The organism is Sphingomonas ginsenosidimutans, from assembly GCF_002374835.1.
GTDB classification, from domain to species: domain Bacteria; phylum Pseudomonadota; class Alphaproteobacteria; order Sphingomonadales; family Sphingomonadaceae; genus Sphingomonas; species Sphingomonas ginsenosidimutans.
The window spans coordinates 463,291-479,025 of sequence record NZ_NWVD01000001.1 but is presented as its reverse complement, the minus strand read 5'-3'; the positions used below and the strand labels follow the sequence as shown (position 1 = coordinate 479,025).

Below are 15,735 nucleotides of genomic sequence, written 5' to 3'. Positions count from 1 at the left end.
GCCAGACCGGCCCCCGCCCGTGCCCTAGTTTCGCCGGACCACTTCGATCACCTTCAGCACGAACATGCCGAAAGCAAACAGTGACGTCGGCAACGCGCGCGGGTTGGGGGTCCCCCCTCGCAACCAACGCCCGCTCCCCTCGTTCACCGCTCGAACCGATCGAGAGGAGACTGACGATGGCGGACGCCAATAAAGATCCCCGCACGCTGAAAGAAGACATGTGGAAGAAGATGGCGGACAGCCCCTTCGTCATGGTCGGCCCGGTGGACGGATCGTCGCACAGCGAACCGCTGACCGCGCAGCTGGACGAGGATCAGGTCGACACCTTGTTCTTCTTCATCGGCAAGGACAATCGGGTCGCGGGCAAGCGCGAGCTGATGCTCCAGTTCGTGGCGAAGGGGCATGATTTCTTCGCCTGTCTGTCGGGCAACGGCCGGATCGACAACGACCGCGCGCAGATCGACAAGCTGTGGAACAAGCAGGTCGAGGCCTGGTTTCCGGGCGGCAAGGACGACCCCAACCTCGCGTTGCTGCGCGTCGACATCGACAGCGCGGAACTGTGGGAAACCGATCTGTCGCTGGGCGGCAAGCTGAAGATGCTGTTCGGCGGCACGATCCGCTCGGACGAGGCGGGCAGCCACGCCAAGGTGGAAACCACCGCGGAGAGCACGCCGGCCTGACCGGGCGCCTCACTGCAGGACATAAAAAGGGCCGCCCGACGACCGGGCGGCCCTTTCTTTTTGCTGTCCTGAAGCGCCGTGCTCCTGCGCAGGAGCACGAGCACTAAGTCTCACCCGTTCGCCGCCATCCATTCCTCGACCACCGGCGCGATGCGGTTGCGCCATTTGGACCCGTTGAAGATGCCATAATGGCCGACGCCTTCGGCCATGTAGTAACGCTTCTTCCCGTCCGGCAAATTGGTCGCCAGCGTCAGCGCCGCCTTCGTCTGGCCCAGCCCGGAGATATCGTCGCGCTCGCCCTCGATCGCCAGCAGCGCGACGTCGGTGATCGCGGACAGGTCGACCGGCCGCCCGCGATGCGTCATCTCGCCCTTGGGCAGCGAATGGTTCTGGAACACCACGTCGATGGTCTGGAGGTAGAATTCGGCGGTCATGTCGCAGACCGAACGATATTCCTCGTAGAACGCCTTGGTCGCGTCCGCGCTGTCGCCGTCGCCGGTCACCAGATGCTTGAAGAGCTCGTAGTGGCTCATCATGTGGTTGCCCAGGTTCATGGTCATGAACCCGGTCAGCTGCAGGAAGCCCGGATACACCTTCCGTCCCGCACCCGGATACAGCAGCGGGACGGTGGCGATGACATTCTGTTCGAACCACGCGAACGGCCGCTCGGTCGCCAGCGTGTTGACCGCGGTCGGCGCCTCGCGCGTGTCGATCGGCCCGCCCATCATGGTCAGCGTGCGCGGGCGGCACGGGTGGCGATCCGCACTCATCAGCGCGACCGCCGCCAGGCACGGCACCGACGGCTGGCACACCGCCAGCATGTGCGCCCCGCCCTGCCCCTCGTTCGGGCCGATCGCCTCCATGAACGCGACCAGATAGTCGATGTAATCGTCCAGGTCGAAACGCCCCTCACTGGTCGGCACCAGCTTCGCATCGCGCCAGTCGGTGATGTAGACGTCGGCGACCGGCAGCATCCGTTCCACCGTCCCGCGCAGCAGGGTGGCGAAATGGCCCGACATCGGCGCGACGATCAGCAGCTTCGGCCCGCCCGCCACACCCTCGCGGACGAACCGCTTGAGCTGGCCGAACGGCCGTTGCACGACGATCTCCTCCTGCACCCCCACGCTGCGGCCGTCGATCACCGTCTCGGTGAAGCCGAACGCGGGCTTCCCGCGCGACGCGGCGGCATGTGCGAACACCTCCAGCGCGGACGCCATCAGCGGCCCGCCGCCCAGATAGTTCAGCGACGGCTGGCTCTTTAGCCAGTTGGCTCCGAACGTCGCCATCGCGCTGGCCGAGGCGAGCCACGACCGCTGGAATTCGTAAGCGTCGTACAGCATCGAACGAAAATCCTTCCCCCATTGATATGGGTGCGATGGGTTGTACGTCAAAACGCAATTGCTGCAATGCAATAAGAACACGCGGGCGACGATCGCGGTCCCGCCGTGGCCCGGCGGGCACAGCATGGGACAGGTCGGCGCGCGTCGGCCACCGTCCGCGTTGAGCCGCGCCCCCACCTGCTGCTACACGCAGCCACCATGGCCAGCACCACCGACGTCGTCCCGTCCCGCCGCATCGGCAATCTGTCGATGATCTGGCGCCATGCGCGCCGCTATCCGGCGCAGATCGCGGCGGCGGCGCTGGCGCTGCTGGTCACGTCGGTGGCCACGCTGGGCATCCCGTACAGTTTCAACCGCGTCATCGATCGCGGCTTCATCAGCGGCGGCGCCGATCCGTCCGCGGTGTCGGCGACGTTCCACTACATGCTGATGATCGTCGTGGTGCTGGCGCTGGGCACGGCGGTGCGGTTCTATTTCGTCTCGTGGCTGGGCGAGCGCGTGGTGGCGGACATCCGCACCAGCGTGCAGCGCCACCTGATGACGCTCAGCCCCAGTTTCTACGAGGAGAACCGCCCGTCGGAAATCGCCTCGCGGCTGACGGCGGACACCGCGCAGATCGAAACCGTGGTCGGCAGCACCGTGTCGATCGCGCTGCGCAACAGCGTCACCGGGGTCGGCGGGCTGATCTACCTGTTCGCGATCTCGCCCAAGCTGGCGGGGATGCTGCTGCTGGGTATCCCGCTCATTATCGCGCCGATCGCGCTGCTGGGGAAGCGCGTGCGCAGCCATTCGCGCACCTCGCAGGACCGGATCGCCGACGTCGGATCGATCGTGACCGAGACGCTGGGCGCGATGAAGATCGTCCAGGCGTTCGGACAGGAGGCCCGCGAAAGCGCGCGCTTCGGCGATGCGGTGGAGGCGACGATGGCGGCGGCGCGGCGGCGCATCGCGCTGCGCGCGGTGATGACCGCGATCGTCATCGCGCTGATCTTCGGCGCGATCACGCTGGTGCTGTGGGAAGGCGCGATCGACGTTGCCGCCGGGCGGCTGTCGGGCGGGTCGATCGCCGCCTTCGTGCTGACCGGCGGGATCGTCGCGGGCGCGTTCGGCGCGCTGACCGAGGTCTATGGCGACCTGTTGCGCGGCGCGGGCGCGGCGGGGCGGCTGTCGGAACTGCTTCAGGAACGCCCGACCATCGCCGCGCCCGCCCACCCGGTCGCGCTGCCGCAGCCGCCGCAGGGACGGATCGAGTTCGACCATGTCGAATTTCGCTATCCCACGCGGCCGGACGTCGCCGCGCTCCACGATTTCTCGCTGACGGTGTCGCCGGGCGAGACGCTGGCGGTGGTCGGCCCGTCGGGCGCGGGCAAATCGACCTTGTTCCAGCTGATCCAGCATTTCTACCAACCCGCCGCCGGGCGCGTGATGGTGGACGGTGTCGACCTGCGCGATGCCGATCCGGCGGCGGTGCGCGCGCGGATCGCGATGGTGCCGCAGGAAACCGTCATCTTCGGCACCAGCGCGCGCGACAATCTGCGCTACGGCCGCTGGGATGCCGATGATGCGGCGATCTGGGCCGCGGCGGAGGCGGCCAATGCCGCCGATTTCCTGCGCGCGCTGCCCGACGGGCTGGATACCTTCCTGGGCGAGGGCGGCGCGCGGCTGTCGGGCGGGCAGCGCCAGCGCGTGGCGATCGCGCGCGCGCTGCTGCGCGATGCGCCGATCCTGCTGCTGGACGAGGCGACCAGCGCGCTGGACGCCGAAAGCGAGCGGCTGGTGCAGGATGCGCTGGAGCGGCTGATGGCCGGGCGCACCACGATCGTCATCGCGCATCGCCTCGCTACCGTCCGCGCGGCGCAGCGGATCGCGGTGCTGGACGCCGGCCGGATCGTGGAGGAAGGCACGCACGCCGCGCTGATCCAGCAGGGCGGCCTGTATGCGCGGCTCGCCAGCCTGCAATTCAGCGAGGCGGCCTGACGGGGCCGCCGCCGCGCTTGCCTCCCCGCCGCCGGTCCCTCACAATCGCGCGAAAGCGGGAATCGGGAGAGGGATTATGGCCAGCGAATTCGACGTCATCGTCTATGGCGCGTCGGGCTTCACCGGGCGGCTGGTGGCCGAATATCTGGCGCTCACCTACCCCAGCGGCCTCACCTGGGCAATGGCAGGCCGCTCGCTGACCAAGCTGCAGGAAGTGCGCGACGAAATGGGCGTGTCCGCCGACGTCCCGCTCCTCACCGCCAATGCCGACGATCCCGCCTCGCTGCGCGCGATGTGCGAACGCACGCGGGTCATCATCACTACCGTCGGCCCGTACCAGCTGTACGGCAGCGATCTGGTGGCGGCGTGCGCGGCGACCGGCACCGCCTATGTCGACCTGTGCGGCGAGCCGGGGTGGATGCGCGAGATGATCGACCGCCACGATGCGGAAGCGAAGCGCACCGGCGCGCGGATCGTCTTTTCGTGCGGGTTCGATTCGATCCCCTTCGACCTGGGCGTGCTGACGCTGCAGGAAGCGGCGAAGGAACGGTTCGGCCAGCCGGTGCCGCGCGTGAAGGCGCGCGTGCGCCAGATGAAGGGCGGCTTTTCCGGCGGTACCAGCGCCAGCCTGAAGGCAACGCTGGCGGCGATCGCGCGCAAGCCGTCGCTGGCGATGCTGCTGACCGATCCGTTCGCGCTGGCGCCCGGCCACGCCGGCCCCGCGCAGCCGGCCGGGCTGCTGCCCGAATACGACCCGACGATCGCCGCCTGGGTCGCGCCGTTCATCATGGCGCCGATCAATACCAAGAACGTCCACCGCACCAACTTCCTGCTGGGACAACCGTGGGGCGATCTGGTCTATGACGAGATGGTCGTCGCCGGGCTGGGCGACATGGGCAAGGCCGCAGCCGAGGCGCTGGCGAAGATCAACCCGCTGGCCGGCGACAAGGGGCCGAAACCCGGCGAAGGCCCGTCGAAGGAGGAACGCGACGCGGGCCATTTCGACATCCTGTTCGCCGGGCTGATGCCCGACAATACGCGCATCGACGCGGTCGTCACCGGCGACAAGGACCCCGGCTACGGCTGCACATCGAAGATGCTCGCCGAAAGTGCGCTGTGCCTGATCCGCGATGTCGAGGGCGCGGGCGGCATCTGGACCCCCGGCGCCCTGATGGGCGCGAAGCTGCGCGAACGGCTGATCGCCAACGCGGGGATGACCTTCACGGCGGGTTGAGGCCCCGCAGGTTGAGGCCGCCTCAACTGGGGTGCGCCTCCACCTCCGCCAGCGCGCCAGCGTCGTCGGCACGCGCCGCTCGTTGCGCGACATAGCGTTCGGCAGTGCCGACCGCCCAGCCGGCCAACCGTTCCGACAGCCATCCGATCGCCGCGCCCGCGGCGACGTCGGTCAGATAATGCGCGCCGCGCGTCACCTGCAACGCACCCGCCGCCCCCGCCGCCAGCCGCGCGGGGGTAGCGACGCCGGGCGCCTCGTGCGCGGCGGCCTGCGCCACCGCCACCGCCCCGGCGGCATGGCCGGAGGGAAAGGCGTTGCGCGCCGTATCGGCGGTGCCATGCCCCTTGCGCAGCGTGGCGCCGCCCTTTGCCGCGGCGGTCGGGCGGGCGCGATCGACCCCCGCCTTCAGCGCGGTCTTGATGCCGGTGGCGAGCAGGTGGCTGGCCACCATCCGCGCCCCGCTGCGCGCCATCGTGTGCCGGCGCAGCACCGTGCCCAGCGCGAAAGTGCCGATGCCCAGCGCCAGCAGCTGCGGCTCGTCCGCCGCCTTGGCCGCGGGCGACAGCATGCGGATCAACGGCGTGCTCGCCAGTGCCAGCAACGGCCGCTCCGCGCGATGCTCCGCCGTCGCCAGCCGCTGCGCCTTCTTCTTCGCCTTGCCGCCCATCACTGCCTGCCTTCCATCATCTCGCCGCGCACCTGCCCGTGCGCCAGCAGCGCGAACAGCCCCGCGCCGCCCACCAGATTACCCGCCACCGCCGGCGCAATCAGCAATCCCAGTGCGCGGGCGACGCCGACCTGCCCGTCCCACAGCAACAGGAACGCCTCCGCCGACCCGACCACCGAATGGCTCAACCCGGCCACGCCCACGGTGAAGGTGATCGCATAGATCACGAAGAACGCCTGTTCGCGTGCGTTCGGCAGCACCCATGCGACGCTCGCGATCAGGAAGCCCGCCGGGATCGCGGTCAGGAACGTCGCCCAGCCGTCATGCGCCAGCACCCGGGTCGATACCGCCACCATCGCATCGCGCAGGCCCGCATCGACCAGCCCAGCCTGCGACAGCGCCAGCGTCGCGGTCGCCGTGCCCGCCAGATTGGCGATCAGCACCAGCGCCCACAGCCGCACCGTCCGGCGCAGCGCTCGCAGCGACGGGCGCGCCATCAGCGGCAGCATCGCGGTCACCGTGCTTTCGGTAAAGAACTGCATCCGCCCCAGGATCACGATCACGAAGCCGATCGGATAGCCCAATGTCACCAGCAGCGTCTTGGCCGCGCCATCGGGCACCGCCACGTGCAACGACCCTTCCGCCAGCAGCGAGGCGTTGATCGCGAAGCCGGCCGCGAACGCCGACCACAGCAGCGACGCGGCCGGGCGCACCAGCTGTTCCTCGCCCTCCTCGCGCACGGCGCGGTGGACGTCGCGCGCGTCCGCCGCCTTCAGTTCGTCGACATCGGCGGCGGGTGTATCGCTTTCCATCGCGTGCCGAACGGGCGGCCGCGCGCGGCGTTCCGTTTCGGGCCTGACCGCGTTAGGGGGCGCTGCATGAACGATCCGATCACGATCCGCCGCCTGTACGGCCGGCGTCAGGGCCATGCGTTGCGCGCCGGGCAGGCCGCGCTGGTCGAGGAGCTGCTGCCGCGCATCGCGGTTCCCGACGACGGCCCGCTGACCGCCGAGCGGCTGTTCGGCGACGCGCGCCCGCTCCACGTCGAAATCGGCTTCGGCGCGGGCGAGCATCTCGCCGGTCAGGCCGCCGCCGCGCCCGGCACCGGCTTCATCGGGTGCGAACCGTTCCTGAACGGCGTCGTCGGCGCGCTGGGCCATGTGCGCGACGGCGCGCTGGACAATGTCCGCATCCATATGGGCGACGCGCTGGAGGTGGTGGAGCGGCTGCCCGACGCCTCGCTCGACCGCGTCTACCTGCTCCACCCCGACCCCTGGCCCAAGGCGCGCCATGCCAAGCGGCGGATGATGAACCACGGCCCGCTCGACCTGATCGCCGCCAAGCTGAAACCAGGCGCGGAATTCCGGCTGGGCACCGACGATCCCACCTATTGCCGCTGGTCGATGATGGTGATGAACCAGCGCCGCGACTTCGTGTGGACCGCCGCCACCCCCGCCGACTTCCTGACCCGCCCCGCCGACTGGCCGGAAACCCGCTACGAACGCAAGGCGCGGCGGCAGGGGCATGAGGTCTGGTACTTCCGCTATCGGCGGATCTGACCCGCTCGCATCGGCCGATCGCCGCGCGTCCGGTGGCCGCGGCCATCGTCACACGGTGCGGATCGTGCCGCCGTCGATGACGAACTCGGCGCCATGGATCGCCGCGGCGCGATCCGCGGCAAGATAGGCGATCAGGTCGGCGACCTCATGCGGTTCGGCCCCGCGCCCGATCGGAATGCCGCCCAGCGCATCGAGCACCGACCGACGCGCGTCCTCGATGGTCCCGCCGTTCGCCGCCTGCAACCGCTCCAGGAAGCCGGTGGCCGATTCGGTCATGATCCACCCGGGGGAAACGGTATTGACGCGCACGCTCCGCGGGCCCAGTTCCCTTGACAGCGCCTTGCTGTAGGTCCGCAGCGCGGCCTTGGCCGCGGCATAGGCGGTGGTCGATTCCGGCAGCGGCAGCACCGACTGGATCGAGGTGACGTGCACCACCGCGCCCGCGCCCTGCGCGATCATCGTCGGCAGCAGCAGGCGATCGAGCCGCACGGTCGCGAGCAGATTGAGGTTGAGTTCCGCCAGCCAGTGTTCGTCGGTGAGCGCGGCGAACCCGCCCGCCGGCGCGGACGATCCGCCGATCACATGCGCCAGGATGTCGACGCCGCCCAGCCTGTCGAGCGCGGCGTCCGCCAGCGTCCGGCTGCCGTCGGCGGTCGTCAGATCGGCCGCAACAAACTCGACCCCCTCGCTCGCCGCCGCCGCTCTGCGCGCGGCGGTCATGACCCGCGCGCCGCCGGCGAGAAACCGGTCGACGGTCGCGCGCCCCAGCCCCTTGGTCCCGCCGCTGACGACGACGCGCTTGTCCGCGAATTCGGTGGGATCGACCCGGCTCGTCATATCGTGACCTCCAGTGCCGCGATCGCATCGCCGTCGAGCGTGAAGCGGTAGGTGAAGCGCAGCGGGCTGCCGGGGAAGTCGCCGTGCGCGGGGCCCTCGACCACGACCCGCCCGGCTTCGTGGCGGATCGCGTCGGGCGCGAAGACCGCCTTCACGGCGATCACCTCGCGTTCGAACAGCGCCCGAATCTGCTCACTGCCCTCGAAACGCTTCCCGTTGTCCACGAACACCGCATCGGCCGCGAACGGCCTCAGCATGGCGTCGGCGTCGAGCCGCGCATTGGCGGCGACATAATCGGCGATGGGTGTGGGCAGTTTTATCGACATGGCCGTGCTCCTTGCGATGACGCCGCCGATCTAACGCCGCGCGCTGCTTGCGATAATCGGGTCAAATCGGCATGTGCCGTTGCGAAAGGCGGGACAATGTCGAAGCACGGCCTGCTAGAGTTCGATGCCGTTCTGGCGATCGCGCGATGCGGATCGTTTCGCGCCGCGGCGCTGGAACTGGGGCTGTCCACCACCGCGCTCAGCAATGCCATCGCCAAGCTGGAAGGGCAGCTAGGGGTGCGGCTGTTCAACCGCACGACGCGCAGCGTGTCGCTGACCGACGCCGGGCGGAATTTCGTCGAACAGGTCGGCCCGGCCGTGCGCACGCTGCACGACGCGATGGGGGCCGCCCGGTCGCAGCAGGAAACGCCATCGGGGACGTTGCGGATCAACGCCTTCGCGTCGGGGGGCCGCGAGATACTGGCGCCGCTGCTGCTGCGCTTCCTGCGCCGCTATCCGCAGGTCCATATCGATCTCGTCACCGAGGGGCGGATCGTGGACATCGTTGCCGAAGGCTTCGACCTCGGCCTGCGCGCCGCGAACCTGGTGCCGACCGACATGATCGCCATTCCCGTCGGGCCGCCGCGCAGCTTCGCGGTGGTCGCGTCGCCCGCCTATCTCGCGGCCAATGGCACGCCCCGCACGCCGCCGGACCTTCTCCGTCACGCGTGCCTTCGCATCCGGCTGCCCAACGGCGCGCTGCATCGCTGGCAGTTCGAAAAGGATGGGGAGTCGGTGGCGATCGACGTCACCGGGCCGATCACGCTGGACGAATCGAGCCTGTCGCGCATCGCCGTCCTCGATCATGTCGGGCTCGGCTATTTCATGGAAGCGGACGTCCGCGACGACATCCGTGCGGGTCGCCTCGTCCGGGTACTGGAAGACTGGACGCCGCCGCGCGACCCGCTGTGCCTTTATTACCCCACCCGCCGGAATCCATCGGCCGCGTTCAGGGCGCTGATCGAAATGGCCCGCCAATCAGCGGGATAGCAGGCGTGGCGGTGTCGCGTCGATCGGAGCGCGCGCGCGGCGGCGTCGCTGATCGAGCCGCCCGATCACCGCGACGCGAATTTGTCTCGACATGGGACAGGGGCGCTGGCTTTTCCGCTTGTCATCTTTCTGCAATCCTTCGCGTCATCCCGGCATCATGCGACCGGGTCGTTAGAAGGACGAGGATGATGATCCGGCTCTACACGCCCCTGCAACGTATCGGCATCATGGCGGCGCTGACGCTCGCCAGCTGGTGTGCGGTCGCGGCGGCGGTGGAAACGGCGATGCTCATCGCGCGCTGAGGCGCGATCAGTCCAGGTTCGGGCGCAGCAGCCGCGTCGCGCGTTCGCGATCGACGCCCAGCCGCTGCGCATAGTCCGCCAGCTGGTCCTCCCCGATGCGCGCGACGCCGAAATATTCGGCCTGCGCATGCCCGAAATAGAATCCGCTGACCGCCGCGGTAGGCAGCATCGCGAAACTCTCGGTCAGTTCCAGTCCGGCGTTCCGCTGCGCGTCCAGCATCTCGAACAGCCGCCCCTTCAGCGAATGCTCGGGGCACGCCGGATAGCCCGGCGCCGGGCGGATGCCGCGATATTGCTCGCGGATCAGCGCCTCGTTGGTCAGCTGCTCGTCGGGGGCATAGCCCCATAATGTCGTGCGGACATGCGCGTGCAGCGCCTCCGCGAACGCTTCCGCCAGACGATCGGCCAGCGCCTTCAGCAGGATGTCGTTGTAATCGTCATTGTCGGCGCGATAGCGTTCCAAGTGCGGCTCGATGCCGTGGATGCCGACCGCGAAGCCGCCGATCCAGTCGCCCGCCGGGTCGACGAAATCGGCCAGGCACATGTTCGCCCGCCCCTCGCGCTTGGCGATCTGCTGGCGCAGAAACGGCAGGCGCGTCGAATGTTCGTTGGTGCGGTCCAGATCGGGGACGTTGAATACCTCCGGCACCGCGCCGCCGTCGGGCGAGCGGTGATCGGCGCTGTGGCGGTCGTGGACCCAGATATCGTCGTCATGGCGATGGCACGGCCACAGCCCGGCGACGCCGCGCGCGGTCAGCCACTTCTCCGCGACGATGCGGTCCAGCATTCCTTGCGCGTCGGCATAGAGCGACGACGCACTCTCGCCGACCACCGCATCGGACAGGATCGCGGGGAAATTGCCCGCCAGTTCCCACGCGCGGAAGAACGGCGTCCAGTCGATATACTCGCGCAGCTGCGCCAGATCCCAGTCGTCGAACACATGCAGGCCGGGCCGCTTCGGCGCGGGCGCCTTCAGCGCCATGTCGGCGGGGAAGCCGCGGCGGCGCGCTTCGTCCAGCGGCAGCAGCGCATTCTGCCCCTTGCCCTCGCGCGCATCGCGCACCGCCTGGTAATCCCTGGCGACGCCCGCGACATAATCGTCGCGGATCGTGTCGCTGACCAGCGTCGTCGCCACCCCGACCGCGCGGCTGGCGTCCAGCACATGGACGACCGGCCCGGTATAGGCGGGCGCGATGCGCAGCGCGGTATGGACCTTCGACGTGGTCGCGCCGCCGATCAGCAGCGGCATCTGCATCTGCGCGCGCTGCATCTCCTCGGCGACCGTCACCATTTCGTCCAGCGACGGGGTGATGAGGCCCGACAGGCCGATCATGTCGGCGTCATTCTCGTTCGCCGCCTCCAGGATCTTCGACCACGGCACCATCACGCCCAGGTCGATCACCTCGAAGCCGTTGCACTGGAGCACGACGCCGACGATGTTCTTGCCGATATCGTGGACGTCGCCCTTGACGGTCGCCATCACGACCTTGCCCTTGCCCTTCGCGCCGGGTTCCTTGGCGGCCTCGATGAACGGCATCAGGTGCGCGACCGCCTTCTTCATGACCCGCGCCGACTTCACCACCTGCGGCAGGAACATCTTGCCCGACCCGAACAGGTCGCCCACGACGTTCATCCCGTCCATCAGCGGCCCTTCGATCACCTCGATCGGGCGGGCGTACATCTGGCGGCATTCCTCGGTATCCTCGACGACATGCGCGTCGATGCCCTTGACCAGCGCATATTCGAGCCGCTTGGTCACCTCCAGCGAGCGCCACTCGGCGGCCTGCTTCTCCGCCGCCGCGTCGGTGCCGCGAAACCGCTCCGCTAGCGCGACCAGCCGGTCGCCCGCCTCGGGATCGCGGTTGAGGATGACGTCCTCGCACGCCTGGCGCAGCTCCGGGTCGATCTGATCATAGACGTCGAGCTGCCCGGCGTTGACGATCGCCATGTCCATGCCGGCGGGGATGGCGTGGTACAGGAACACCGAATGCATCGCGCGGCGCACCGGCTCGTTGCCGCGGAAGCTGAACGAGAGGTTCGACAGCCCGCCGGAGATATGGACGTGCGGGCACCGCGCCTTGATCTCGCGGCACGCCTCGATGAAGTCGACGCCGTAGTTATTGTGCTCCTCGATCCCGGTCGCCACCGCGAAGACGTTGGGATCGAAGATGATATCCTCGGGCGGAAAGCCGATGCCGGTCAGCAGCTTGTAGGCGCGATCGCAGATCTCGACCTTGCGCTCCTTGGTGTCGGCCTGCCCGACCTCGTCGAACGCCATCACGACGACCGCCGCGCCATAGTTCATGCACTTGCGCGCGTGCGCGAGGAACTGTTCCTCACCCTCCTTCATGCTGATCGAATTGACGATCGGCTTGCCCGACACGCACTTCAGCCCCGCCTCGATCACGTCCCACTTGGACGAATCGATCATGATCGGCACGCGCGCGATATCCGGTTCGGCGGCGATCAGCTTCAGGAAGGTCGTCATGGCGTGGTGCGCGTCGAGCAGCCCCTCGTCCATGTTGACGTCGACCACCTGCGCGCCATTCTCCACCTGCTGGCGCGCGACCTCGATCGCGCGATTGTAATCGCCCGCGAGGATCATCTTCTTGAACGCCGCGGAGCCGGTGACGTTCGTGCGCTCGCCGATATTGACGAACTGGGTGGAGGTGGTGGTCATTCGGGGAAACCTCGTCATCCCGGCGAAGGCCGGGATCTCGTGCCGCACGGGTGCGCTATAGTAACTGGGAGGCCCCTGCCTACGCAGGGGCGACGGCTTACGCCGCCATCGTGAACGGCTCCAGCCCGGCCAGCCGCGTGCGCACCGGGGGCACCGCCACCTTGCGCGGCGTCATCCCGCGCACATGGTCCGCGATCGCTTTGATATGCGCGGGCGTCGATCCGCAGCACCCGCCCAGCACGTTGACCTGCCCCGCGAACGCCCATTCGCCGACCAGCCCGGCGGTCGTCGCGGGCGCCTCGTCATAGGCGCCCAGTTCGTTGGGCAGCCCGGCGTTGGGATAGACCATGATGAGCGTGTCGCAGAGTTCCGACAGCGTCTTGACGTGCGGGCGCAGCTGCTCGGCCCCGAACGAACAGTTCAGCCCGATCGTCAGCGGCTTCGCATGGCGCACCGCGTGCCAGAACGCCTCCACCGTATGCCCCGACAGGTTGCGGCCGGACAGGTCGGTAAGCGTCATCGACAGCATGATCGGCAGGTCGCGGCCCAGCGCCTCGCCCGCCTCGATCGCGGCCATGATCCCTGCCTTGGCATTGAGCGTGTCGAACACCGTCTCGATCAGCACGAAGTCCGCGCCGCCCTCGACCAGCGCGTCGATCTGCTCGCGGTACACGTCTTTCAGGTAATCGAAGTCGATCTCGCGATAGCCGGGATCGTTGACGTCTGGCGACAGCGACAGCGTCTTGTTGGTCGGGCCGATCGCGCCCGCGACGAAGCGGGGACGCAAGATCCCTTTTTCGGCGTCCTTCGCCTGATATTCGTCGGCGATGCGACGCGCGAGCTTCGCGCTCTCCACGTTGATCTCGCGCACCAGCCCTTCGGCGCCGTAATCGGCCTGGCTGATGCGGTTGGCGGAGAAGGTGTTGGTTTCCGCGATATCCGCTCCCGCCTCGAAATAGGCGCGGTGGATCGCCTCGGGCACCTCCGGCTTGGTCAGCGCCAGGATATCGTTGTTGCCCTTCTGGTCGTGGCCCAGCGTCAGCGTGCCGGCATAATCGGCCTCCGACAGCTTCCAGTTCTGGATCTCGGTGCCGAAGGCGCCATCGGTGATGAGGATGCGCTTCGCCGCCTCGGCGTTGAACGTGTCGCGGATGGTCATCTCTCTACTCCGTCACGCCGCTGCGGCCGTCGCCTGCACCGGCGCCGCCCGCACCCCCAGCAGGTGGCAGATGGCGTAGCTCAGCTCGGCCTTGTTCATCGTATAGAAGTGCAGCTGGCGGACCCCGCCGGCATACAGCTTTCGGCACAATTCGGCCGCCACCGTCGCCGCGACCAGCTGGCGCGCGCCGGGGTGATCGTCCAGCCCCTCGAACAACCGCCCCAGCCAGCCGGGGACGGCAGTGTTGCACATCGCCGCCATGCGCATCACCCCCGCGAAGCTGCCGATCGGCATGATCCCCGGCACGATCTCCGCATCGATCCCCGCCGCCGCCGCCGCGTCGCGATAGCGGAAGAAGGTTTCGGGTTCGAAGAAGAATTGCGTGATCGCGCGCGTCGCGCCCGCGTCCAGCTTTCGCTTCAGATTGTCGAGATCGGCGGCGCGATCGGTCGAGCTGGGGTGGCATTCAGGATAGCCCGCCACCGAAATCTCGAACGGATGCAGCCGCTGCAGCCCGGCGACCAGCGCGGCGGCATTCTCATAGCCGCCGGGATGCGGGGCATAGTCGGACGCGCCTGCGGGCGGATCGCCGCGCAGCGCGACGATATGGCGCACGCCCGCCTGCCAATAGGCATCGGCGACCGCGTCGATCTCCGCACGGGTCGCCTCGACGCAGGTCAGGTGCGCCGCGGCGGGCACGTCGGTGTCGCGCGCGATCCGCGCCACCGTCGCGTGCGTGCGGTCGCGGGTGGAGCCGCCCGCGCCATAGGTGACCGACAGGAAGCGCGGGGACAGCGGGCGCAGCGCCTCGATCGACTGCCACAGATTCTCCTCCGCCTTGTCGGTCTTGGGCGGGGAGAATTCGAAGCTGACGTCGACATCGCCGCCGACGTCGGCGTACAGGGGCGCGTCGAGCGCGCGGCGCGCCTCTTCCAGCTGGTTCACCGAAATCGTCATGCCGCCCTCACCTCACGCACCGGCTCGGCCGCCTTGCGCCCCAGCCACAGTTTTACCGTCAGCTCCCCGCCCTCCAGCGTCTCGGTCCGCGCCAGACGCAACCCCGCCGCCGCGAACCAGGCAGCCATCTGCGTATCCGCGAAGCCCAGCCGACTGTGCGACGCGCGCGCGCGCAGCTCCTCGCGGTCGTGCGGCGCGAAATCGGCGATCAGGAGCCGCCCGCCCGGCGCCAGCACGCGCGCCGCCTCGACGATCGCGGCGCCCGGTTGCTGCGCGAAGTGCAGGACATGGTGCAGGATCGCCACGTCCGCCGCGGCGTCCGCCAGCGGCAGCGCATACAGGTCCGCCTGGCGCAGTTCGGCATTGCCCAGCCCGCGCTGCGTCAGCTTGGCACGCGCCAGCCGCAGCATCTCGCTGCTCTTGTCGATCCCCAGCGCGTGGGCGGCCTCGGGCGCGAACAGCTCGATCATCCGCCCGGTGCCGGTGCCAATATCGACCAGCCGGCCCAGCCGCTCGTCGGACAGGATGTCGCGCATCGCTGCCTCGACCTGTTCCTCGGCGATGTGAAGCGAGCGGATCGCGTCCCATTCACCCGCCTTGGCCTCGAACCATGCCGCCGCCGCCGCCGCGCGATCCTCGCGCACCGCGGCCAGCCGGGCGACGTCCGCCTCCACCGACGGCGCGACGTCGAACGCCTCCAGCGCGGCCATCACCGGCGCCACCAGCTGCGGGTCGCCCAGTGCGACGAACACCCAGCTGCCTTCCTTGCGCCGTTCGGCGATGCCGGCATCGCACAGGATCTTCACATGCCGCGACACGCGCGGCTGGCTTTGCCCCAGCACCTGTGCCAGTTCGCCGACCGACAATTCCATCGTGCCCAGCAGCGCGACGATCCGCAGCCGCGTCTCGTCGGCGACGGCACGGAAGATATCGAGCGCGCGTTTCATGCGACGAGATATAAAGATATCTTTATATGACGTCAAACGAGAACGGCACGGACCTTTTGCCGTCGCTCTGGCGTTCGCCA

At 68.8% G+C, this 15,735-nt stretch carries 14 protein-coding genes; 5 read left to right on the top strand and 9 right to left on the bottom strand.

The window, feature by feature from the left end:
- Positions 1-176: 176 nt before the first annotated feature.
- On the top strand, positions 177-680 hold the full coding sequence (locus COA17_RS02100; RefSeq protein ID WP_096609885.1) for a pyridoxamine 5'-phosphate oxidase family protein: 504 nt from the start codon (positions 177-179) through the stop codon (positions 678-680).
- A 110-nt stretch (positions 681-790) separates the two neighbouring features.
- Here the strand turns inward: COA17_RS02100 and COA17_RS02095 are convergent, their stop codons facing one another.
- Positions 791-2,020 (bottom strand): polyhydroxyalkanoate depolymerase, encoded by a 1,230-nt coding sequence (locus tag COA17_RS02095; RefSeq protein WP_096609883.1) that lies wholly within the window; start codon positions 2,018-2,020, stop codon positions 791-793.
- A 198-nt stretch (positions 2,021-2,218) separates the two neighbouring features.
- Here COA17_RS02095 and COA17_RS02090 point away from each other — a divergent pair, with 198 nt between their 5' ends.
- Both COA17_RS02090 and COA17_RS02085 read left to right on the top strand, forming a co-directional pair.
- Positions 2,219-3,997, top strand: a complete 1,779-nt coding sequence (locus tag COA17_RS02090) for an ABC transporter transmembrane domain-containing protein (RefSeq protein WP_096609881.1) — start codon at positions 2,219-2,221, stop codon at positions 3,995-3,997.
- A gap of 76 nt (positions 3,998-4,073) precedes the next feature.
- Entirely contained in the window at positions 4,074-5,231 is a 1,158-nt protein-coding gene (locus COA17_RS02085; protein ID WP_096609879.1) for a saccharopine dehydrogenase family protein, read from the top strand.
- 22 nt (positions 5,232-5,253) lie between these two features.
- Here COA17_RS02085 and COA17_RS02080 read toward each other — a convergent pair whose 3' ends face one another.
- Positions 5,254-5,898, bottom strand: a complete 645-nt coding sequence (locus tag COA17_RS02080) for a phosphatase PAP2 family protein (RefSeq protein ID WP_096609877.1) — start codon at positions 5,896-5,898, stop codon at positions 5,254-5,256.
- Positions 5,898-6,710, bottom strand: coding sequence for a formate/nitrite transporter family protein (locus COA17_RS02075; protein WP_096609875.1), 813 nt, complete (start codon positions 6,708-6,710; stop codon positions 5,898-5,900). Before COA17_RS02075 ends, COA17_RS02080 begins: the two co-directional genes overlap by 1 nt.
- Before the next feature lie 66 nt (positions 6,711-6,776).
- On the opposite strand from COA17_RS02075, the gene trmB reads away from it, so the two are divergent.
- On the top strand, positions 6,777-7,457 hold the full coding sequence (gene trmB, locus COA17_RS02070) for a tRNA (guanine(46)-N(7))-methyltransferase TrmB (protein ID WP_096609873.1): 681 nt from the start codon (positions 6,777-6,779) through the stop codon (positions 7,455-7,457).
- Between the two features lie 48 nt (positions 7,458-7,505).
- Here the strand turns inward: trmB and COA17_RS02065 are convergent, their stop codons facing one another.
- Both COA17_RS02065 and COA17_RS02060 read right to left on the bottom strand, forming a co-directional pair.
- Entirely contained in the window at positions 7,506-8,294 is a 789-nt protein-coding gene (locus COA17_RS02065) for an SDR family oxidoreductase (RefSeq protein WP_096609871.1), read from the bottom strand.
- A complete protein-coding gene (locus COA17_RS02060) occupies positions 8,291-8,620 on the bottom strand; it encodes a nuclear transport factor 2 family protein (protein ID WP_096609869.1) in 330 nt (109 codons plus the stop codon). The genes COA17_RS02065 and COA17_RS02060 overlap by 4 nt, the downstream gene beginning before the upstream one ends.
- A 96-nt stretch (positions 8,621-8,716) precedes the next feature.
- Here COA17_RS02060 and COA17_RS02055 point away from each other — a divergent pair, with 96 nt between their 5' ends.
- Positions 8,717-9,610, top strand: a complete 894-nt coding sequence (locus COA17_RS02055; protein ID WP_066484310.1) for a LysR family transcriptional regulator — start codon at positions 8,717-8,719, stop codon at positions 9,608-9,610.
- A 309-nt stretch (positions 9,611-9,919) separates the two neighbouring features.
- On the opposite strand, the gene metH is transcribed toward COA17_RS02055, so the two are convergent.
- The 4 genes from metH to COA17_RS02035 form a co-directional block, all read right to left on the bottom strand.
- On the bottom strand, positions 9,920-12,592 hold the full coding sequence (metH, locus tag COA17_RS02050) for a methionine synthase (protein WP_096609867.1): 2,673 nt from the start codon (positions 12,590-12,592) through the stop codon (positions 9,920-9,922).
- A 97-nt stretch (positions 12,593-12,689) separates the two neighbouring features.
- On the bottom strand, positions 12,690-13,751 hold the full coding sequence (locus tag COA17_RS02045; protein WP_096609865.1) for a homocysteine S-methyltransferase family protein: 1,062 nt from the start codon (positions 13,749-13,751) through the stop codon (positions 12,690-12,692).
- A 12-nt stretch (positions 13,752-13,763) separates the two neighbouring features.
- Positions 13,764-14,708, bottom strand: coding sequence for a methylenetetrahydrofolate reductase [NAD(P)H] (gene metF, locus COA17_RS02040; protein WP_066484314.1), 945 nt, complete (start codon positions 14,706-14,708; stop codon positions 13,764-13,766).
- Positions 14,705-15,655, bottom strand: coding sequence for an ArsR/SmtB family transcription factor (locus COA17_RS02035; protein ID WP_066484315.1), 951 nt, complete (start codon positions 15,653-15,655; stop codon positions 14,705-14,707). Before COA17_RS02035 ends, metF begins: the two co-directional genes overlap by 4 nt.
- Between the last annotated feature and the right edge of the window lie 80 nt (positions 15,656-15,735).